This window comes from Kribbella sp. CA-253562, from assembly GCF_050942265.1.
Classification (GTDB): domain Bacteria; phylum Actinomycetota; class Actinomycetes; order Propionibacteriales; family Kribbellaceae; genus Kribbella.
On the sequence record NZ_CP192049.1, the window covers coordinates 56,730 to 76,119 of the forward strand.

Sequence of the window (19,390 nt, forward strand, 5' to 3'; positions counted from 1 at the left end):
TCTCATCGAGACCATGACCGAGATTCCCGCCGGCGTCGGGTGGACCTCGCTGCTGACCGCCTACGGCCGGGCCCAGGAGAGCCGGGAGCCTGAGCCGTTGTTCGTCGAGCCGCTCGCGGCGGCCTTCGTCGCCGCCGCGCTGCGGGCTCCGGTCCCGGCGGGCGTGCAGTTGCCGCGGCTCGGTCCGGCGCGGGACGACGGCACGTCGCGGACATGGAACGGGCTGCGGTACTACTTCACCCAGCGGACTCCGTTCTACGACCAGCACCTGGTCGATGCGGTGAGATCGGGCATCCGGCAGGTCGCGGTGCTCGGCGCAGGGCTCGACACGCGTGCGTTCCGGCTGGATCTGCCGGCTGAGGTCGTGCTGTTCGAGGTGGACACCGAGCCGGTGCTGAGTTTCAAAGCGCAGGTGCTCGATCAGGAGGCCGCCGAGCCGACCTGCCGGCGCCTGCCGCTGGTGGCCGACCTGCAGGGTGACTGGACCTCCGCGCTGGTGGCCGGCGGATTCGATCCGGCGCAGCCGACGTTCTGGCTGGTCGAGGGCCTGCAGATGTATCTCGAGCGCACCGAGGCAGATCAGTTGCTAGAGGCAATCACTGGGTTGTCCGCGCCGGGCAGCCGGACCGCCGGCGAGTACTTCAACCGGCCGCCGACGCGCGACGAGGTCGAGTACGACACCCTCGACGCCGAGGAGCAGGCGACCTGGGACCTGTTGCTGACCGCCTTCCGGGACAACCAGCTCGGGCGACCGGACGACTGGGTGGCCCAGCACGGCTGGCGAGCGACCGACGTGACCACTGTGGTCGAGGTCGGCGAGCGGTCCGGGCGGCCGGTCCCGCCGTTGCTCGACGTACTCAGGGATCGCGTCGTGATCTGGCTGTACGCCGCGGAGCTGGTCAGCTGAGCAGGTCGACCAGGATCTTCAGCGCTGTGACCAGGTCCTCGTCGGTCGGAGTGGCGTAGCCGATCACCAGGCCGGGTGGGCCGCTGATGCCGCGGCGGTAGTCGGCGAGTGGTGCGACGGCGACTCCGGCGGTTCGGGCTTTCGCGGCGAGGACCTGGTCGTCGACGTGGTCGGGCAGCAGCAGCGTGATGTGGAGGCCGGCGTCCTGCCCGACGACTTGGCCGTACGGCGCGAGCATCCGGCAGGTGAGGTTGCGGCGTTCGGCGTACAGGCGGCTGGAGCGGCGGACGAGTTGGTCGAGGTAGCCGTCGCGCAGCATCGCGAGCAGGGCTGCCTGCATCGGCCAGGCCGGCCAGTCGCTGGCGACCTCCCGGTGCGCGGCGATCCGGTCGACGACCGGCGTGGAGGCGACCAGCCAGCCGAGCCGCAGCGACGGGCTGAGCATCTTGGACAGCGTGCCGAGATGCACGACCCGGTCGAGGTCGAGCTGGGCGAGCGCCGGCAGCGGCGCCACGTCGTACCGGAACTCGCTGTCGTAGTCGTCCTCGATCAGCGTCGCGCCGGTCCGCCGGGACCAGCGGATCAACTCGTTGCGCCGGGCAACAGGAAGCCGGCCGCCGAGCGGGTACTGGTGGGACGGCGTGACGTAGACCGCGGCCAGGTCGTCGCCGAGCGTCTCGACCCGCAGTCCGTCGGCGTCGACCGGGACGTCGACGACCTCGAGCTGATGCGACCGGGCAGCGTTGACCGCGTTGACGTAGCCGGGGTCCTCGATCGCGATCCGGTCCCCAGGTGATCGGGTGGTCTCGAGCAGCAGGTGCAGACCGTGCACGGTGCCGTTGGTGATCACCAGGTTCTCCGGACCGCAGGCGATGCCGCGAACCCGGCCGACGTGTTCGGCGAGGGCGGTGCGCAGCTCGGGCAGGCCGGCGGGTTCGTCGTACCCGCGGGGTGGGCTCTGCGCGGAGACCTCACGCCAGGCCCGCCGCCAGCCGGGATCCGGTGTGCTCGCGATGAACGGGATGCCCGGGCGGAGGGTCAGCAGCTCCGGCTCGGGCTCCTGCTGGGGGCGGGAGGGCCGACGAGCTGCGGGTGTCAGCGGGACGACGTCGGCGACGTAGGTGCCCGAGCCGGTCCGCCCGGTGATCCAGCCCTCCGCGTGCAGTTGGTCGTACGCCGCCTGCGCGACCGCGCGCGACACCTCGACGTCGCGGGCGAGATCGCGCGTCGACGGAAGGCGAAAACCGGCCTGGAGCCGGCCGTCGCGGATCGCGGCCCGGAACTGCTCGGCGAGCTGGAGATGTAGCGCGATCCCGGCGTTCCGGTCCACCGTCAGCGGCAGGGAGGTTCTCAAATGGACTACTCGAATCGTCGCGAAGTGGACCGTGAAGGCATGCCACTACTCTGCCACGCTCGACGGTATGAACACGATCCTTCCGCTGTCGCCGACGACCCGGACCAAGGTGCGCCGCTCGAAGGAACGCGCCGCGACCGACCGCCAGATACTCCACGACGTGCTGCAGGCCGGCATGTTCTGTCACCTCGGCGTGGTCGTCGACGGCGACCCGCTGGTGCTGCCCACGGCGTACGGGGTGGACCTGGAGCGCGGGCCGCACGGGACGCTCTACCTGCACGGATCAGTGGCGGCGCGGAGTGTGGTCGCGGCGCCGGAGCAGACGATCTGCGTGACCGTGACGCACGTCGACGGGCTCGTGCTCGCCCGGTCGGCGTTCCACCACTCGGTGAACTACCGGTCGGCCGTCGTGCTCGGCAGGCCCCGGCTGGTGACCGATCCGGACGAGAAGCTGCACGGGCTGACGGTGATCATCGACCACCTCGTGCCGGGCCGGTCCAGCGGTTCACGCGCCCCGAACAAGAAGGAGCTGGCAAAGACCTCGGTGCTCGCGCTCGACCTCACCGAGGCCTCGGTCAAGACCCGCGCCGGCGAGGCGAACGACGAGCCGGAAGACCTCGCCCTGCCGTACTGGACCGGAGTGGTCCCGCTGCGCGTGGTCGCCGGCGAGCCGATCAGCAACAGCGACTGCGACCTACTCGTGCCGGCCCACGTCCGCACCCGCGCCAACCAGCTGGGAGCGCCCGCGGCTATTGGTTGGTGAGCGCGTTCAGCTTCCGCTTCACCAGTCGGCTGGTGACCGGGCCGAGGTTGTCGAGCTCCTGCAGCAACGTCTCGGTCAGTACGGCGAGCTGCTCCAGCGACGCGAGCGCACGGGTGGCGCCGGCGGGATCGACTCCGTCGAGCAACTCGATCCCGATGAAGCCGGCCGAGATCGAGCGGGCCAGACCACCGAGGTCGACCAGCGGGAGCAACGGACTGCCGGCCAGCACCCGGGCCAGCGTCTTCTCGACCTCGACGACCCAGAGGTTGAGCGCGTCCGCGACCGCGGCGCCGACCACCTCGTTGCCGCGAGCGCCGGCCAGCAGCTGAGCCAGAACGGCGACGTTGCCCTCGGCGTGCTCGGTGACGTGCACCTCGCGCCCGACGGCGAGCAGTTCGGCGAACGTCTTCGCCTGGTCGAACCGGCCGCGGTAGAGCGCGACGCGCGACTCGGTGCTCTCCCGGCAGGCCGCCGCGATCAGGTCGTTGACGGTGCCGAAGTGGTAGAACACCAGCGCCTGGTTCTGCCCGGCCGCGGTGGCGATGTGCCGAGCCGACGCCCCGGCGAAACCGCGCTCGGCGATCGTCCGCAGCGCGGCGTCCAGCAGATCGGCGCGGGTGGTCTTCGCCATCGGCAGTCCTTTCATGGTGACCGGGCCGGCAGGTCTCGCTCGCCGCCGCCCATGCCGTCAAGCAGGAGTTGCAGCACCGGCCGGACGACGGGCAGCCCGATCAGCCAGCCGACGTACGCCCAGCCTGGTCCGCTGTGCTGGAACGCCCGGGCGATCGCGCCCAGCCCGCTGACCCGCAGGCCGTCGGGTCCGACGTACAAGGCGCGGCGCAGCCCGACCACCGTATAGGTCTCGGCGGGGCTGATGGTGAGCCCCCGCGGTCCGGTCGACTCGATCAGGGCTCTGGTCTGCGTGCAGATGGTGCAGGTCTCACTCAGATAGAGCTCCGCCTCCGGCTGGTACGGCCGGCGCCGGACGACCCACGGCCGCACCGCGCGGTCGTAGGCTCGCCACTCCGGCTGCCGCGCGTTCAGCTGCTCGCGCTCGTGCGGATCGGCGAGGAAGTGCGAGAACGAGACCGCGCCGACGGTCGCCAGCGCGAGCGACCAGCTCTGCGTGCCGATGGCGAGCAGGGCCAGCATGACGACGACCGATGCCTGCATCGGGTTCGACAGGTACGCGTACGGGCCGGTGGTGACCAGGTGCTCCGGCGGATCCCACGGATACGGCGTACCGCGGCCGCGGACGGCGAACTCGACCACGGCGGCCAGCGCCGGGACCGATGCGAGGACCATCAGCTGGGCGATCAGCGACGTCCGCCAGACCGGGCCGTCGAGCAGGTGGCTCCACGCTCCGTCGCCCTGATCCATCACCGCCGACGGGAGCAGCCAGAGCACAAGTCCGGTGAACGTGACCAACTGGAGGATCACCCGGCCGGTGAGTCGCCGGCGTGCGACGGTCCAGCGGCCGAGGAGGAGAGCTGGGACGAGCACGATCAGCAACGCGACCGCTTCGCCGTACAGCCAGTGCGGGCCGAGCTGGACCAGACCGTCGAGGCGGGGCATCAGCAGGAGATCGAACCAAGCGCAGGTCAGGACCCACAGCAGTAGGCGACCCGGGAGCAGGACGGGCAGCGCACCCCAGCACAGCGCCCAGCCGATCCACAGGTCGAGCGGTACGCCGAGGAAGCTGCCCGGCACTGGCGCGAAGGTCCACCAGCCGACGCTCACCGCCAGTTGGTTGGCGACGCCGAGCGCGACGAAGGCGAAGAGGGAACCGAGCAGAGCCGCGGCCGCCCGTCGGCTGCCGTCGGTCGCCACAGCCGCCGACGGCGGCGAGGCCGGCGTCTGACGGTGCCATTCGCAACCGCGCTCGGTCGAGCGACGCCACAGGACGACCGTGAGTGCCACAGGGACCGCGAGGCAGAGCCAGCGGATCAGGACGAATTCGGTCATCGTCGTCCGCTCAGTCGGTGGGCCGGGCGCCGGCGGTCAGGCCGAAGCTGTCGGCGAAGTGGTCGAGGCCGGCGCCGACCATCGCGGCCTCGATCGGGCCGAAGTACCAGCTCGGGTCGAGCCGGCGGATGAACTCGACCGTCAGCCTGACCTCGGTCGTGCCGTCGGGCCGCGGCGTGAGGTCGATCGTGCCGCCCCGCCAGTGCATCCAGCGCTGGGTCTTCGACCGATCCGCGACGACGGTGAACGTGACCCGGCGCGGGTCATGCGCGACCACCTCGGTGACGATCGGGTCGCCCGCCAGCAGGAACGTCCACCGCGTGCCGACGTCGAGTCCCGCACCGGTCGCCACCGTAGGCGTCGGGTAGCCGGTCAGCCGGAGCAGGAAGGGCCGCTCGGTCGAGAAGTCCGGGCCCCGCGCGAGCCGGGTCGCCGCCTGCTCCGCCGACATCGCGACCACCCGCGTCTCGCTGACCTGCTGGACCGGCTCGACCCGGTACGCCGTTCCCTCGAGTCCGGCGATCAGCAGCGGGACGATCGCGAGCGCTGCTCGGTAGCGGTCGCCGTTGCGCCGGTCGAGGGACTGCCGGGCGATCTCGGCGACGAAGTGCGCCACGCCGTACACGAGCGGGGACGCCATCAGCACGCAGGCGGCGCCCTCGTGCAGGAACGCCGAGGTGATCATCAGCGCGAACGTGACCACCCGGAAGGTGAGCCCGTGCAGGCTCTTCGCGGGCGGGGACAGGGCGATCACCACGGCGATCGCGAGCGGGACGCCGACGAAGAGCGCGGCGGTGTCGAGCCGCCCGGATCGCACCAGCAGCATCGGGGCCAGGACGGCGGTCGTGCCCACGACCAGCAGGGCGGGAAGCCGCTTCGCCCAGGCGACCGGAGGCGGCGGTTGCTCAGGAGTGGTCATGGACGCAGCATAGACCAGGTTTTGAGCGATCGCTCAAAACCTGGTCCAGTGGCGGTGTCCGCGCAGGTCAGGCGGCGGTTCCGCGGTTGTACGAGCGGCGGGACCAGGCGTAGCCGCCGGCTGTGATCGCGACGCACCAGGCGGCGGCGAGCCAGCCGTCGGAGGCCTGGTACGGCGTACCGATCAGCAGGCCGCGCAGGGTCTCGATGATCGGCGTGTAGGGCTGGTACTCGGCGAACCAGCGGATGCCGGACGGCATCGACGCGATCGGGACGAAGGTGCTGCTGAGGAAGGGCAGGATCAGGCTGAACGGCAGGACGACGTTGCTCGCGGCCTCCGGGGTCTTCGAGGTCAGGCCGAGCGCGACGGCCATCCAGGTCAGCGCGATCGACGTACCGACGATCAGCGCGCTGGCCAGCAGCCATTCGCCGAAGGTCGCCGACGGGCGGAAGCCCATCAGCAGCGCGACCCCGATCAGCAGCGCGACGCTGACCAGCGTCTGCAGCAGGCTGCCGATCACGTGCCCGGTGAGCACCGACGGACGGAAGATCGCCATCGTCCGGAACCGCGCCACGATGCCCTCGGTCATGTCGGTGCAGACGGCCACCGCGGTGGAGACCGTGCCGGAGCCCATCGTGACCAGCAGCAGACCGGGGACCAGGAAGTCGAGATAGTCGAAGCCGCCACCGCCGATCCCGGCCTGGAACGTCTTGCCGAAGACGAAGCCGAACAGCAGCAGCATGATCACCGGGCTGATCAGCGTGCTCAGCGTCATCGAGGGATAGCGCTGCTGGTGCCGCAGGTTGCGGCGCAGCATGGTCGCGGTGTCGGCCAGCGGACGGATGGTCGGGCTCGTCGTGCTCATCGGGTGGTCGCTTTCTCGTCGAGGGTGGAGTGGCCGGTGACGGCGAAGAAGACGTCGTCCAGGTCGGGGGTGTGCACGGTGAGCTCGTCGACCTCCAGGGAGGCGTCGTCGATCCGGGCGAGCAGTTCCCGCAGCGACTGCACGCGGCCGTCGTTGGGGAGTTGCAGCACCAGAGCGCTCGGATCCGGTACGCCGCTCGGCAGCACCCGGGCGGCCAGCTCGAGCTCGCCGGGAGAGGTGAACCGCAGCCGGACGTGCCCACCCGGAACCAGCCGCTTCAGCTCCTCGGCAGTGCCCTGGGCCACCAGCCGGCCGTGGTCCAGAACGGCGATCCGGTCGGCGAGCTGATCGGCCTCTTCCAGGTACTGGGTGGTGAGGAAGACCGTCACTCCGCCGGAGACCAACTGCCTGATGATCTGCCACATGCTGTGCCGGCTGCGCGGATCGAGACCGGTGGTCGGCTCGTCCAGGAAGATGATCCGCGGATCGCCGACCAGCGTCATCGCCAGGTCGAGCCGGCGCTTCATGCCGCCGGAGTACGTCATCACCGGCTTCTTCGCCGCCTCCACCAGGTCGAACTGCTCCAGCAGGGTGGCGGCGCGCTGCTGACCGGCGGCCCGGCCGAGGTGGTGCAGGTCGGCCATCATCCGCAGGTTCTCCTCGCCGGTGAGCAGGCCGTCGACCGCGGAGAACTGGCCGGTGACGCCGATCGCGGCGCGGATCGCGTCCGGGGCGGCGGTCAGGTCGGTGCCGTTGATCCGGATCTCGCCGGAGTCGGCGGTGACCAGTGTGGACAGGATCTTCACCACGGTGGTCTTGCCGGCGCCGTTCGGGCCGAGCAGGGAGAAAACGGTGCCCTGGGCAACTCTCAGGTCGATGCCGTCGAGCACCAGGTGGTCGCCGAAGGACTTGTGCAGTCCGCGGACCTCGATCGCTGCTGTCATGGTTCCTCGCTTGTTTTCGGGCAGGCTCGCGCCGCCTCGGGACGATGGGGGTGATGGTGGGCAGGCTCGCGCCGAGCCAGTGGGTGTGGGGACCGCGGTGTCAGAAGGAGGGTGTGCGGATCCAGCCGGACGGCCCGTGGCCGCCGGAGTGGGTGGTGCTGTTCAGTTGGTCAGGCGGGGATCAGATGTCGAGATCCTCGACGGCGGGCTGGTTCGCCGCCTCCTCGACCAGGGCGTAGAGGTCGTCGGGGATCAGCTCGCGCAACTCCTCGACCGTCTCGAGCACGTGCAGCGTGGCCTCGCCCTGCGCCATGCTCCAGGACTGGTCGCTGCTCCAGTTGCCGATCCAGCTGCGCCAGCCGTTCTCGTACGCCGGGTCGCTCTGCTGCTGCTTGAACTGGTTGCGGCGGTCGGCGTGCAGGACGAACTTGCCGGTCCGGCTCCGGTAGACCTTGAAGGCCTCGTAGCCGTCCTTGCTCGACCGGCCGCCTTCGGCCAGCAGGACTCCGGAGAACCGCTGCTTGCGACCGGTTCCCCGGCCGACCCGCACGGTGATCTCGTCGTACCCCTCCTGGCGGCCCTCCTCCATCTCGACGTAGCGCCGGAGCGCGATCGAGATCGCGGAGGACAGGTTGCCGGCGAGTTCCTGTGCGCGCTTGTAGAGCGCCAGGTCGTCGTCGGACACGTAGATCGTCTTGTTCGGCATGGTGTCTCCTTCTACGTAGAACTATACATATGCCGTACGTAGATGTCTACGTATATGTCTGCGTAGAAGTGGAGCGGCGCTGGGAAGATCCCGATGTGCAGCCTGCTGAAGACCGCTACGACGCCCTGACCGACGAGGTCGCCGCCCTGTACGACGCCGGACGGCAGGCGGACGCGCTCGCACTGATGGACGCCGGTGACGACGACCTCACGCCGTGGTCGGCCGAGCTGGCTCACCTCCGGGCGTGCCTGCTCGGGTCACTCGGCCAGACGCAGGCAGCGCTCGCCGTACTGCGGAAAGAGTCGGAGGCGGGCGGCTGGTGGGCCGAGCCGATCCTCACCGACGACGACGACCTCGCCGGGCTCCAGAGCCTGCCGGAGTTCCAGGAGGTGGTGGCACTCAGTCGTCAGCGCCGGAACACCGACCCGACGCCGCCCTTGGTCCACCTCGGGACACAACCAACGCGCGTGGTGGTCGCGCTGCACGGCGCCGGCCAGCGCGCGACTCACGCTGCGCGTGACTGGTCAGGTGTGCTCGAGCTCGGCTGCGCTCTGATCTGTGTCGAGTCGTCGCAGCTGATGTCCCCGATGTACCGCACCTGGCCGGACCGCCAGGCCGCGCGCGACGACATCGCCCGCGCGCTCACTCAGCTCCCCGAGGAGCTGCGAGGCCTGCCGCTGATCGCCGCCGGCTTCTCCGCCGGTGGTCGCGCGGCCCTCGACTGGGCCTTGACCGGACTGCCGCAGCGGGCTGACGGCGTACTGGCGCTCGCTCCCGCCCTGCGCGAACTGCCGCAGTCCGCGGCGAACCCGTTGTCTCCGGCGACCATCCTGATCGGCACCGACGACGATCTGCTCGACGTGGTCACGAGCGTGACGCCGGAGCTCACCGGCCTCGGCGTGATCGTCCGTCAGTTGCCGGGGGTCGCCCACCACCGGCCGGCCGACTTCGGCACCCTGCTGGCCGACCACCTCAGCTGACCTGCGCCGGGAAGCCGTCTTCCCCAGTTGTGGACAACATGGTGATCAAACCTCAACAATCCACAGATTCAGCCGGTTTCAGGCCGGAATCGGTGCACAACCTCGGGAAAACCTGGGGACAAGTCGGCCGAAAGCTGTGCACAGCTGGGGATACGGGTGTGGATAACTCAGATCCACTGGGTGGAGACGACAAACCCCACAGCGATCAGGCCCATGCCGATCAGCAGGTTCCAGTTGCCCAGGTCGTTCATGAACGGGATGTCCTGACCGGCCACGTAGAAGACCACCAGCCAGATCAGCCCGAGCAGCCAGCAGCCCAGCATCAGCGGCGCCACCCAGGCGCGGCTGGAGGTGCGGGGCTTCTTCGGAGTCTTCTGCGGCTTCTCCGCGGCCGACTTCTTCTTCTTTTCGCGACTGCTCGACTCGGGCACGGCTTGGGCTCCTTGTAGCGGACACTAAGGTGAGTGGTGGTCCCCCGGTTCGCGAGGCTGTCCACCAGCCACACCGACGGGTGGCCTCGGTTAGCGTAGTGCAGACGGGAGCATGGGGGTCACGAGTGAGCAGGCTGCGGCGTATTTCGCTCTGGCGCGCGGGTGCGCCGGTGGCACTGCTGTGCGCCGGCCTGCTGTTCGCGACCAGCGCCACCAACGCTCGTGGCACCGACCTGCGTCCCAGTCGTAACACTACGCTCGCGGGCCTCGTGGAGGAACAGAGCCGCCGCAGCGCCACCCTGACCCGGCAGCACGCCGCGCTGAGCGGCGACATCGACAAGCTGCGGTCCCAGCAGGGATCGTTCCCGCCGAAGCTGACCAAGCAACTCCAGGACCTCTCGGTCGCGGTCGGCACCACCCCGGTCACCGGGCCGGGCCTGACCGTGACGCTCAAGGACGCGCCGCCCGAGGTGGTCAAGGACAACCCGGACGTCGACGCCGACTGGCTGGTGATCCACCAGCAGGACATCCAGGCGGTGGTGAACGCGCTGTGGGCCGGCGGCGCCGACGCGATCTCGATCCAGGACCACCGGGTGATCTCCACGACCGGCATCAAGTGCGTCGGCAACTCGGTCGTCCTGCACGGCGTTCCGTACCTGCCGCCGTACCGGATCACCGCGATCGGCGACCGGCGCAAGCTGCAGCAGTCGCTGGACGACTCGAAGTACATCGAGAACCTGCAGGACTACGTGGTGAAGTTCCAGCTCGGCTACGAGGTCAAGACCGAGTCGAACATCGCGATGCCGGCCTACGAGGGCACCCTGGACCTGCAGAGCGCGACGGTGCCGGGCTTCGCGAAGACCCCGACCGTCAGCCCGTCGACCAGCGGTCGCTGAACACATCGCTGAACACATCTGCGGGCCCCTGCCCGCGGGCCCGTAAACTCGGGGCATGCCGCGCATCCTCGTCGTCGACAACTACGACTCCTTCGTCTACAACCTGGTGCAGTACCTGCAGCAGCTGCAGGCCGACACCACGGTGCTGCGCAACGACGAGGTCACGCCCGAGCAGGTCACCGCGTACGACGGCGTGCTGCTGTCGCCGGGACCGGGCACGCCCGAGGAGGCCGGCGCCTGCGTCGACATCGTCAAGCAGGCCGGTGGTCAGGTCCCGATCTTCGGCGTCTGCCTCGGCCTGCAGGCGATCGGCGTCGCGTACGGCGGCGTGGTCGGCCGCGCGGACGAGTTGCTGCACGGCAAGACCAGCCAGGTCTTCCACGAGGGAGCCGGGGTGCTGGACGGACTGCCGTCGCCGTTCACCGCGACCCGCTACCACTCGCTGGCGATCGCGCAGGACAGCGTGCCCGACGTGCTGCAGGTCACCGCGCGCACCGAGGCCGGCGTGATCATGGCCGCCCGCCACAAGGAGCTGGCCGTCGAGGGTGTGCAGTTCCACCCGGAGTCCGTGCTCACCGAAGGCGGTCACCGCATGCTCGCCAACTGGCTGGCGATCTGCGGCGACCCCGGCGCCGTGGCGCGCTCGGCCGGGATGGCGCCCGTCGTCAGCTGATCGGAAACCAGAAGACCGCGGCACCCCTGGAGGGTGCCGCGGTCTTTTGCTGTTCCGGTACTACGGCTGCCGGCCGGTGAAGCCGCCTCCGCCACCGGGCAGTCCGATGGTCGGCGGCGGGCTGTTGGTCGGATCCGTCGGGTCACCCGTCGGGTCGCCGGTCGGCGTCTCCGTGGGGGTGGTCGTCGGCGTGGGCGGGCCGGCGATCCGGATGATCACCTTGGTGCCCTTGTCGACCTTCTGCCCCGGCCCGGGGGTCTGCGACACGACCGTGCCCTCGGGCTGGTTCGACCCGGGCGGCGCGTTCTCGTAGCCGACCAGCAGCCCGGCGCCCTTCAGCGTGTTCGCCGCGTCGTCCTGGTTCTGCTTGGTGACGTCCGGCACGGTGACCTTGACCGAGCCGCTGGACACCGTCAGCGTGAACTCCTGGCCGCTCGGGTACCTGCCGGTCGGGTCCGGGTCGACCTGCAGCACGGTCCCCTTGGCCGACTCGTCGTCCTCGGTCCTGACCTTCTCGGCGACCTTGAAGTTGCCCGGCGCGTCCTTGAGCAGCTCCCGCGCCGCGTTCTCGCTCTTGCCGATCACGTCCGGCACCGCGAACGACGTGGGCCCGCTCGACACCACCACCGCGACCGCCGTTCCCTTGTCGGCCATCGAGGTGGCGGTCGGGTTCTGGCTGACGATCTCGCCCTTCGGCACGGTCGGGTTGGCCGCGTTGGTCGACGTGATCTTGAAGCCCTGCGCGGTCAGCAGCGCGGTTGCCTCCGACAGTGACCGGCCCACGACGTCCGGCACCGCGACTTGGGTGACCTCCGGCGTCCCGCCGCCGCTCGGGGTGTCGTTCTTGTTCCCGTTGTCGATCAGCACGTAGACCAGGACGGCCACGGCGACGATCGCCAGCCCGAGCAGGAAGTACGCCAGTCCGCGATTGCGCCGGGCCCGGGCCGCCTCGGCCTCGTCCAGACCGTCGTCCGGCGGGAGCAGGTCGTCCTGGGTCTGCCGGTACGCCTGGGTGGCCGCGGCCGGCGCCACCGCCGTACCGGCCATCGCGCGGGTCTCGGCCACGGCGGCCATCGGCGCGGTGACCTGCTGACCGGCGAGCACCCGGTGGATGTCCTGACGCATCTCGGCCGCGCTCTGGTAGCGCTCCTCGCGGCCCTTGGCCAGCGCCTTCAGCACGACCGCGTCGACCTCCGGCGGGATGTCGGGGTCGAACGACGACGGCGGGACCGGCTGCTCGCGGACGTGCTGGTAGGCCACCGAGACCGGCGACTCGCCGACGAACGGCGGCCGGCCGGTGAGCAGTTCGTACAGCAGGCAGCCGGTGGAGTACAGGTCGGAGCGGGCGTCGACGGTCTCGCCGCGGGCCTGCTCGGGCGACAGGTACTGCGCGGTGCCGATCACGGCCGCGGTCTGGGTCATGTCCGAGGTGGTGTCGGCGACCGCGCGGGCGATGCCGAAGTCCATCACCTTGACCTGGCCCTGCGGGGTCAGCATCACGTTGCCGGGCTTGATGTCGCGGTGCACGATGCCGGCCCGGTGGCTGTAGTCGAGCGCCTCGAGCACGCCGGAGGTGATCTCCAGCGCCCGCTCCGGCATGATCTTGCGGCCCTCGCGGATCAGGTCGCGCAGCGTCTTGCCGGTCACCAGCTCCATCACGATGTACGGAATGGTGATGCCGGAGCCGTTCGGGTCCGGTTCCTCGCCGGTGTCGTAGACCGACACGATGGTGGGGTGGTTCAGCGAGGCCGCCGACTGCGCTTCGCGCCGGAACCTGGCCTGGAAGGTGGAGTCACTGGCCAGGTCCACCCGCAGCCGCTTGATCGCGACGGCCCGGCCGAGCCGGTTGTCGACGCCCCTGCGGACGTCGGCCATGCCCCCTCGCCCCAGCGGTTCGCCTTCCTCGTAGCGCCCGCCGACGAGACGTGCCTGCGATGTCATTGCTCTGCCTTCCAACCTGCGCGGATCCTGCCTGGCCACAACACGTTCATCTCGCCCACCGTAGCCGCGGCCACGGGTGGACCCCCGCTGCAAGTGCCCTCGGTCGGACGCACCGTCACGGAATCATTCCGCATCGTCGTCACCGTCCGATCACCGCCTCCATCACGTCCTTCGCGATCGGCGCGGCGAGCCTGCCGCCGGCGATGTCGTCGCGCGGGACGTTGGCGTCCTCGATCATCACCGCGACCGCGACCTGCGGGTCGTTGGCCGGCGCGAACGCGGTGAACCAGGCGAACGGCGGCCGGTCCTTGGCCGTCTGCGCCGTCCCGGTCTTGCCGGCCACCTGGACGCCGTTGATCCGGCCCGGCTTGCCGGTGCCGTTCTCGACCACGTCGACCATCATCTGGGTCAGCTGGGCGGCGACCTCCGGGGTGACCGCCTGGTGCAGCGACTCCGGCTTGGTCTCCGAGACCGTCTTCAGGTCCGCGGTCTTCACGCTCTGCACCAGGTACGGCTTCATCACGTCGCCCTTGTTGGCGATGCCGGCCGCGACCATCGCCATCTGCAGCGGCGTGGCCTGGACGTCGAACTGGCCGATCGCGGACTGCGCGACCTGCGGCGGGTTCGGGTCGGCGGGGAACTGGCTGGCCACGGCACCGAGCTCGGGTAGCTGCCGCTCGCCGAAGCCGAACTTCTCCGCCTGCTCGCGCAGCGCGTCGGCGCCCAGCTCCAGGCCGACCGAGCCGAACGCGGTGTTGCAGGACAGCCGCAGCGCGACGGTCAGCGTCGCGTTGTCACTGCCGCCGCAGTTCTGCCGGTTCTCGTTCACCAGCGGCACGGTGGTCTGCGGCAGCTCGAGCTGAGCGGGCGAACGGACCTGCGACTGCGGGTTGTACTTGCCGCTGGACAGCGCCGCGGCCGCGGTCACCAGCTTGAACGTCGACCCCGGCGGGTAGAGCTCGCGGGCCGCCCGGTTCGACATCGGCTTGTTGTCGTCCTCGGTCAGCCGCTTCCAGGCCGCACCGACCTTCTCCAGATCGTGCCCGGCCAGGTCGTTCGGGTCGTACGACGGCCGCGACACCAGCGCCAGGATCTTGCCGGTCTTCGGCTCGATCGCGACCGCGGCGCCCTTCTTGCCCGCCAGTCCCCTGTACGCCGCGATCTGGGCCCGGGCGTTCAGCGTCAGCGACACGCTCGCGCCCTGCTGCTTGCGGTTGGTGATCACGTCGACCACCCGGCGGAAGGCCAGCGACGGGTCGGAGCCGTTCAGCTGCGAGTTCTGGCTCAGCTCGATCCCGAGCCGGCCGTACAGGAACGAGTAGTAGCCGGTCACCGGCGCGTACTCCGGGCCGACCGGGTAGGTGCGCTGGAAGTCGAACCGGTCGTCGACCGGCTTGGACTGCGCGATCGGCGTACTGCCGATCAGGATCGGGCCGCGGTCGACCGAGAACTGCGCGTCGCGGACCCGCCGGTTGTCGTTGCGGCCGTTCAGCTCGTTGGCCCGGAAGGCCTGCAGGTAAGTGGAGTTGGCCATCAGCGCGAGCATCAGGATGATCGCCGCCACGGCCAGTCGTCGGATTGCTGAGTTCACTGCTTCTGCACCGCCATGGCGATCGTCTCGTCGGACACCGGAGCCGCGGGGGTCTGCGGCCGGCGGGCCTGGTCGCTGATCCGCAGCAGCAGGGCGACGATCGCCCAGTTCGCCACCAGCGAGGTCCCGCCGAGCGCCATGAACGGCGTGGCCAGACCGGTCAGCGGGATCAGTCCGGTGACGCCGCCGACGATCACGAACACCTGCAGCGCGAACGACATCGCCAGACCGGTCGCGAGCAGCTTGCCGAAGATGTCCCGGCAGCCGAGCGCGGTCCGCAGGCCGCGCTCGATGATCAGCGTGTAGACCAGGATGATCGCGATCAGCCCGGTCAGGCCGAGTTCCTCGCCGAACGAGGAGATGATGAAGTCGCTCTGGGCGTAGAAGTTGAGGATCTCCGGCCGGCCCTGGCCCAGGCCCCGGCCGAGCACGCCGCCCCAGGCCTGGCCGAACAGGGCGTTGGCGACCTGGCCGCCGACTTCGTTGAACGGATCCTGCCAGTCCGCGACCCGCTTCTGCACGTGGCTGAAGGTCGAGAAGGCGAACAGGGCGCCGCCGGCGAACAGCAGGCCACCGATCAGCAGCCAGCCGGCCCGCTCGGTCGCGACGTACAGCAGGAACAGGAACAGGCCGAAGAACAGCAGCGAGGAGCCGAGGTCCTTCTCGAAGATCAGCACGCCGAGGCTGACGCCCCAGGCGATCAGGATCGGGCCGAGGTCACGGGCCCGGGGCAGGTCGAGCCCGAGGAACCGGTGCCCGGCCAGCGTCAGCACGTCGCGCTTGACCACCAGGTACCCGGCGAAGAAGACCACCAGGCAGAGCTTGGCGAACTCGCCGGGCTGGAACGACATCCCGAGGAAGCGGACCCAGATCCGGGCGCCGTTGATGTCGACGCCGAGGCCCGGAACGAGCGGCAGCATCAGCAGCACCAGACCGACCAGACCAGCGGTGTAGGTCAGCGCCTGCAGGCGGCGGTGATCCCGGACGACCAGGATCACCACCAGGAACAGGACGATGCCGACCGCCGTCCAGGTGATCTGCTGCGGTGCCGCCGGGCCGCGCGGCGTACGACCGGCTGCCTCGGCGGCCGCCTTGAGGCCGAGGTCGACCCGGTGGATCATCGCCACGCCGAGCCCGTTCAGCAGGACGGCGCAGGGCAGGATCACCGGATCGGCGTACGGCGCGCGGTAGCGCAGCGCGAGGTGGGCGATCAGCGCGAGCAGGCCGATCCCGGCGGCGTAGTACCCGGTGCTGGCCGGGACCTTGCCCTGCACGGTCAGGCCGATGTTCACGTAGGCGCCGACCGAGACCGCGATCGCGATGATCAGCAGCATCAGCTCCACCCCGCGGCGGGTCCGCGGGATGATCTGGATGACCGAGGTGGAGGCGTAACTCATCGCACGCCGTCGCAGTCGTCGGGGCCGACCGATCCGTTGGACGGTGTGACGGACGGGGTGACCGCCGGGGTGCTGGCCGGCGGCTTCGGCGGGGTCGTCACCGGCTTGCCGCTGGCCGGCGGAGTACTCGGCCGGGGCGCCGTCGGGGTGGGGCTCGGCTTCGGGGGCTGCGCGGCGCACGCGTCGGCGGCGCGCTGCAGCTCCTCGACGATCTCCCGCGCCGCGGCCAGGTCGTCGGCCTGGATGTTGCCCTCGACCTGCTCACGGTTGTACGTCGGCAGCTTGTCGACCTGCAGCGTCTTCTGCTCGTACACCCGGGTCAGCGTGAGGCCGGGGATCTGCTCGTCGACGCCCTTGAAGATCGCCACGTAGTCCCCGTCGGTGCCGACGTAGTACTGCTGCTGGGTCCAGCTGTAGGCGAACCAGCCGCCGCCGATGATCAGCGCGAGCACGACCACCGCCACGCCGAGCCGGCGCAGCCACAGGAACCGCTTCGGCGGCCGCGGCGCGTAGCGCAGCTCCTCGGGATCGAGATCGCCGACCGCTCCACCGGCGCCGTCGCCGGAACCGGACCCACCCCGTACGGCGATCGTCGGCTCGGTGCCGGTCCCACCCTGGGCGAGCTCGGCCGCGGCACCGACCAGCTGCGCGCTGGCGCCACTGGCCGGCTCGGTCTCCACCACGTCGGCGACGACGCAGGTGACGTTGTCGTTGGAGCCGGCTTCGAGCGCGTGCGTGATCAGGTCGACGACGACGGAGTCCGGCGTACCGTCGGCCATCGCGGCCGAGATCACGTCGTCGCTGACGTAGTCGGGCAGGCCGTCGCTGCACAGCAGCAACCGGTCGCCGGCCTGGACGTCGAGAATCCGCAGGTCCGGGTCGGAGTCGGGCCGGCCGTCCAGCACCCGGAGGATCAGGTTGCGGTGCGGGTGGGTGAAGGCCTCCTCCTGGGAGATCCGGCCCTCGTCGACCAGCGACTGGACGAACGTGTGGTCGTGGCTGAGCTGCTCCAGCCGGCCGTCGCGCATCCGGTAGGCGCGCGAGTCGCCGAGATGGGCCAGCCCGAGCTGCTGGCCGTCGAACATCAGCGCGGTCACGGTCGAGCCCATGCCCTCGCGCTCGGGGTCCTCCTCGACCAGCTCCGACAGCCGCTCGTTGGCGCGGTGCACGGCGCCGGCCAGCGCCTCGATCATGTCCTCGCCGGTGATCGTCGCGGTGTCGAGGCGGCGGATCACCTGGACGGCGGCCGCGCTGGCCACCTCACCGGCCGCCGCGCCGCCCATGCCGTCGGCGAGCAGCAACAGGTGCGGACCGGCGTACGCGGAGTCCTCGTTGTTGCGGCGCACCCGTCCGACGTCGGACAGTGCTGCGTAGTCGAGCGACAAGGTCATGGACTCAGGCCTACTTCGCGATGTTCAACGTCGTGCGGCCGATCCGGATCGAACCGCCGATCTCGGCGGGCACCGGCCGGGTCACCCGCTGGCCGTCCAGGTAGGTGCCGTTGGTGGAGCCCAGGTCCTCGACCCACCACTGGCCCTCGGACAGGAACAGCCGGGAGTGCCGGGTGGAGGAGTAGTCGTCGTCGAGCCGGATCTGGCAGTCCGAGCCGCGGCCGATCACCACCGGCTCCTCGTGCAGCGTGGCGCCGACGCCGGCCTGCGGGCCGTCGGCGATCGTCACCGAACCCGGCAGACCCTTCTTCTTCTTGGACGGCTTGGGCGGTTTCGGGGTCCGGCCGGCCGCCGCGGCGGCCGGAGCCAGCGCGCGGCTGTCCACCTTGGCCCCGAACAGGTCCGAGCGGATCACGGACAGCACCGCCAGGACGAACATCCACAGCAGGGCCAGGAACCCCAGTTTGATCAGGGTCAGCGTCAGTTCCGACATGGAAGGCCAGTCACCACCCGCTGCTCGGCGGCTGGGCGATCGGCTCGTCCGCCAGGCGCAGCGTCATCGTGGTGTTCCCGATTCTCACAGTGGATCCGTCGACCAGCTCGGCCTCGGCCGCGCGGCGGCCGTTGACCAGCGTGCCGTTGGTCGAGCCCAGGTCGACCAGCACGACCCGGACACCGCCCGGGCCTTCCGGCATCAGCCGGATCTCGGCGTGCCGGCGCGACACCCCGGGGTCGTTGATCTGGATGTCGGCGTCGGTGCCGCGGCCCAGCACGACGCCGGGCGGGTTCACCGGCCGACGGCGTCCGTTCACCTCGAGCATCACCTGCGGGTGGCCGCGGCGGATCGGCTGCGGCGCGGCCGGCGGTGGCGTCGGCGCGCTCTGCATCACCGTCGGCCCGTCGTTCGCGTACGGGTCCGGCGGCGGCGGCTGGGGGCGGGAGCGCTGGGGCGTCCCGACCGTCTGGCTGACGACGCGGAACTTGCCGGTCGGCAGGTCGTCCTGCTGGGTCAACTCGATCTCGATCGGTCCGGAGAAGGTGTAGCGCTGGATGTCCGCGTGGTCGCGGAGCTCGTTCGCGAGCTCGTGGTTGAGGGTGCGGCCGTAGGCGTTCAGCCGCTCGAAGTCCTCCGGGCCGAGCTCGATGGTGAAGTGGTTCGGCACCAGCCGACGGTCCCGGGACAGGATCCGGGCGGTGTTGTCGATCTCACGCTTGAGCGCGGCGGCCAGTTCGATCGGCTCCACGTCTCCCTTGAACGCGCGCGCGAAGACACCGCTCACGATGCCCTCCAGGCGTCGTTCGAAGCGCTGCAGCGGTCGCACGCGTCCTCCTCCACGTCGGTCGTCGGCCCGGCACCAACGATCGTGCTTGCCGTTCGGCGCCTTCGGCAGGCTCGCCGTACGTCGTGGCCTCCGAGTCGGCAGGCCACACCGGTACGACGATCGATCGTATCGGGAGGTTCGACCCAACCCGCAATGCAAGAGTCGGTGAAAAGACATGCTAGTGTTTTCCCTCGGTTGGGGATGGCGCTTCGAGAGGCCGGAAACAGCCAGCGCGCGGGTGGCGGAATAGGCAGACGCGCACGGTTCAGGTCCGTGTGCCCGAAAGGGCGTGGGGGTTCAACTCCCCCCTCGCGCACAAGCAACACCGAAGTCCCGGTCTCACCC

Annotated in this window: 19 protein-coding genes and 1 tRNA gene; 6 read left to right on the forward strand and 14 right to left on the reverse strand. The window is 70.3% G+C overall.

Annotated features, from left to right (window positions below):
• The first annotated feature begins 13 nt into the window (after positions 1-13).
• Positions 14-907 (forward strand): SAM-dependent methyltransferase, encoded by an 894-nt coding sequence (locus tag ACQPXM_RS00275; RefSeq protein WP_432943473.1) that lies wholly within the window; start codon positions 14-16, stop codon positions 905-907.
• On the opposite strand, the gene ACQPXM_RS00280 is transcribed toward ACQPXM_RS00275, so the two are convergent.
• On the reverse strand, positions 900-2,261 hold the full coding sequence (locus ACQPXM_RS00280) for a PLP-dependent aminotransferase family protein (protein ID WP_432943475.1): 1,362 nt from the start codon (positions 2,259-2,261) through the stop codon (positions 900-902). The two genes, ACQPXM_RS00275 and ACQPXM_RS00280, sit on opposite strands and share 8 nt — an antisense overlap.
• A gap of 67 nt (positions 2,262-2,328) precedes the next feature.
• Between ACQPXM_RS00280 and ACQPXM_RS00285 the strand changes: the two genes are divergently transcribed.
• Positions 2,329-3,024: a pyridoxamine 5'-phosphate oxidase family protein gene (locus ACQPXM_RS00285; RefSeq protein WP_432943477.1), complete on the forward strand. Its 696-nt coding sequence runs from the start codon at positions 2,329-2,331 to the stop codon at positions 3,022-3,024.
• On the opposite strand, the gene ACQPXM_RS00290 is transcribed toward ACQPXM_RS00285, so the two are convergent.
• The 6 genes from ACQPXM_RS00290 to ACQPXM_RS00315 form a co-directional block, all read right to left on the reverse strand.
• The gene (locus tag ACQPXM_RS00290) at positions 3,011-3,655 is read right to left on the reverse strand and encodes a TetR/AcrR family transcriptional regulator (RefSeq protein WP_432943479.1); all 645 of its coding nucleotides are present in this window, start codon (positions 3,653-3,655) and stop codon (positions 3,011-3,013) included. The two genes, ACQPXM_RS00285 and ACQPXM_RS00290, sit on opposite strands and share 14 nt — an antisense overlap.
• A gap of 11 nt (positions 3,656-3,666) precedes the next feature.
• Positions 3,667-4,989 carry a methyltransferase family protein gene (locus ACQPXM_RS00295; RefSeq protein ID WP_432943481.1) on the reverse strand — a complete coding sequence of 441 codons (1,323 nt, stop codon included), beginning with the start codon at positions 4,987-4,989 and terminating at the stop codon, positions 3,667-3,669.
• Positions 4,990-4,999: 10 nt separating this feature from the next.
• Positions 5,000-5,908 carry an SRPBCC family protein gene (locus ACQPXM_RS00300; protein ID WP_432943483.1) on the reverse strand — a complete coding sequence of 303 codons (909 nt, stop codon included), beginning with the start codon at positions 5,906-5,908 and terminating at the stop codon, positions 5,000-5,002.
• Between the two features lie 67 nt (positions 5,909-5,975).
• A complete protein-coding gene (locus ACQPXM_RS00305) occupies positions 5,976-6,773 on the reverse strand; it encodes an ABC transporter permease (protein ID WP_432943485.1) in 798 nt (265 codons plus the stop codon).
• On the reverse strand, positions 6,770-7,717 hold the full coding sequence (locus ACQPXM_RS00310; RefSeq protein ID WP_432943487.1) for an ATP-binding cassette domain-containing protein: 948 nt from the start codon (positions 7,715-7,717) through the stop codon (positions 6,770-6,772). The genes ACQPXM_RS00305 and ACQPXM_RS00310 overlap by 4 nt, the downstream gene beginning before the upstream one ends.
• A gap of 181 nt (positions 7,718-7,898) precedes the next feature.
• Entirely contained in the window at positions 7,899-8,423 is a 525-nt protein-coding gene (locus tag ACQPXM_RS00315) for an EXLDI protein (RefSeq protein WP_432943489.1), read from the reverse strand.
• Between the two features lie 95 nt (positions 8,424-8,518).
• On the opposite strand from ACQPXM_RS00315, the gene ACQPXM_RS00320 reads away from it, so the two are divergent.
• Complete coding sequence (locus ACQPXM_RS00320; protein ID WP_432943491.1) at positions 8,519-9,403, forward strand: alpha/beta hydrolase; 885 nt, start codon at positions 8,519-8,521, stop codon at positions 9,401-9,403.
• A gap of 167 nt (positions 9,404-9,570) precedes the next feature.
• Here the strand turns inward: ACQPXM_RS00320 and ACQPXM_RS00325 are convergent, their stop codons facing one another.
• Entirely contained in the window at positions 9,571-9,834 is a 264-nt protein-coding gene (locus tag ACQPXM_RS00325; RefSeq protein WP_077018283.1) for a cell division protein CrgA, read from the reverse strand.
• 170 nt (positions 9,835-10,004) lie between these two features.
• Between ACQPXM_RS00325 and ACQPXM_RS00330 the strand changes: the two genes are divergently transcribed.
• A complete protein-coding gene (locus ACQPXM_RS00330) occupies positions 10,005-10,730 on the forward strand; it encodes a DUF881 domain-containing protein (protein WP_432943494.1) in 726 nt (241 codons plus the stop codon).
• 55 nt (positions 10,731-10,785) lie between these two features.
• A complete protein-coding gene (locus ACQPXM_RS00335) occupies positions 10,786-11,403 on the forward strand; it encodes an aminodeoxychorismate/anthranilate synthase component II (protein ID WP_432943496.1) in 618 nt (205 codons plus the stop codon).
• A 60-nt stretch (positions 11,404-11,463) separates the two neighbouring features.
• On the opposite strand, the gene pknB is transcribed toward ACQPXM_RS00335, so the two are convergent.
• From pknB to ACQPXM_RS00365, 6 genes are all read right to left on the reverse strand, one after another.
• Entirely contained in the window at positions 11,464-13,344 is a 1,881-nt protein-coding gene (gene pknB, locus ACQPXM_RS00340; protein ID WP_432943498.1) for a Stk1 family PASTA domain-containing Ser/Thr kinase, read from the reverse strand.
• Positions 13,345-13,483: 139 nt separating this feature from the next.
• Positions 13,484-14,935: a peptidoglycan D,D-transpeptidase FtsI family protein gene (locus ACQPXM_RS00345; protein ID WP_432943500.1), complete on the reverse strand. Its 1,452-nt coding sequence runs from the start codon at positions 14,933-14,935 to the stop codon at positions 13,484-13,486.
• Positions 14,932-16,332, reverse strand: a complete 1,401-nt coding sequence (locus tag ACQPXM_RS00350; protein WP_432943502.1) for an FtsW/RodA/SpoVE family cell cycle protein — start codon at positions 16,330-16,332, stop codon at positions 14,932-14,934. Before ACQPXM_RS00350 ends, ACQPXM_RS00345 begins: the two co-directional genes overlap by 4 nt.
• Positions 16,329-17,723 carry a protein phosphatase 2C domain-containing protein gene (locus tag ACQPXM_RS00355; protein ID WP_432943504.1) on the reverse strand — a complete coding sequence of 465 codons (1,395 nt, stop codon included), beginning with the start codon at positions 17,721-17,723 and terminating at the stop codon, positions 16,329-16,331. Before ACQPXM_RS00355 ends, ACQPXM_RS00350 begins: the two co-directional genes overlap by 4 nt.
• A 10-nt stretch (positions 17,724-17,733) precedes the next feature.
• Positions 17,734-18,216 (reverse strand): FHA domain-containing protein FhaB/FipA, encoded by a 483-nt coding sequence (locus tag ACQPXM_RS00360; RefSeq protein ID WP_432943506.1) that lies wholly within the window; start codon positions 18,214-18,216, stop codon positions 17,734-17,736.
• 10 nt (positions 18,217-18,226) lie between these two features.
• Entirely contained in the window at positions 18,227-19,045 is an 819-nt protein-coding gene (locus tag ACQPXM_RS00365; RefSeq protein WP_432943508.1) for an FhaA domain-containing protein, read from the reverse strand.
• Between the two features lie 232 nt (positions 19,046-19,277).
• Between ACQPXM_RS00365 and ACQPXM_RS00370 the strand changes: the two genes are divergently transcribed.
• Positions 19,278-19,361 (forward strand) — tRNA-Leu (locus ACQPXM_RS00370).
• Positions 19,362-19,390 lie beyond the last annotated feature (29 nt).

Coding starts and splice junctions, on each gene's coding strand:
- ACQPXM_RS00275 (WP_432943473.1), top strand. CDS start 14: ATGACCGAGATTCCCGCCGGCGTCGGGTGGACCTCGCTGCTGACCGCC.
- ACQPXM_RS00285 (WP_432943477.1), top strand. CDS start 2,329: ATGAACACGATCCTTCCGCTGTCGCCGACGACCCGGACCAAGGTGCGC.
- ACQPXM_RS00290 (WP_432943479.1), bottom strand. CDS start 3,655: ATGGCGAAGACCACCCGCGCCGATCTGCTGGACGCCGCGCTGCGGACG.
- ACQPXM_RS00295 (WP_432943481.1), bottom strand. CDS start 4,989: ATGACCGAATTCGTCCTGATCCGCTGGCTCTGCCTCGCGGTCCCTGTG.
- ACQPXM_RS00300 (WP_432943483.1), bottom strand. CDS start 5,908: ATGACCACTCCTGAGCAACCGCCGCCTCCGGTCGCCTGGGCGAAGCGG.
- ACQPXM_RS00305 (WP_432943485.1), bottom strand. CDS start 6,773: ATGAGCACGACGAGCCCGACCATCCGTCCGCTGGCCGACACCGCGACC.
- ACQPXM_RS00310 (WP_432943487.1), bottom strand. CDS start 7,717: ATGACAGCAGCGATCGAGGTCCGCGGACTGCACAAGTCCTTCGGCGAC.
- ACQPXM_RS00315 (WP_432943489.1), bottom strand. CDS start 8,423: ATGCCGAACAAGACGATCTACGTGTCCGACGACGACCTGGCGCTCTAC.
- ACQPXM_RS00335 (WP_432943496.1), top strand. CDS start 10,786: ATGCCGCGCATCCTCGTCGTCGACAACTACGACTCCTTCGTCTACAAC.
- pknB (WP_432943498.1), bottom strand. CDS start 13,344: ATGACATCGCAGGCACGTCTCGTCGGCGGGCGCTACGAGGAAGGCGAA.
- ACQPXM_RS00350 (WP_432943502.1), bottom strand. CDS start 16,332: ATGAGTTACGCCTCCACCTCGGTCATCCAGATCATCCCGCGGACCCGC.
- ACQPXM_RS00355 (WP_432943504.1), bottom strand. CDS start 17,723: ATGACCTTGTCGCTCGACTACGCAGCACTGTCCGACGTCGGACGGGTG.
- ACQPXM_RS00360 (WP_432943506.1), bottom strand. CDS start 18,216: ATGTCGGAACTGACGCTGACCCTGATCAAACTGGGGTTCCTGGCCCTG.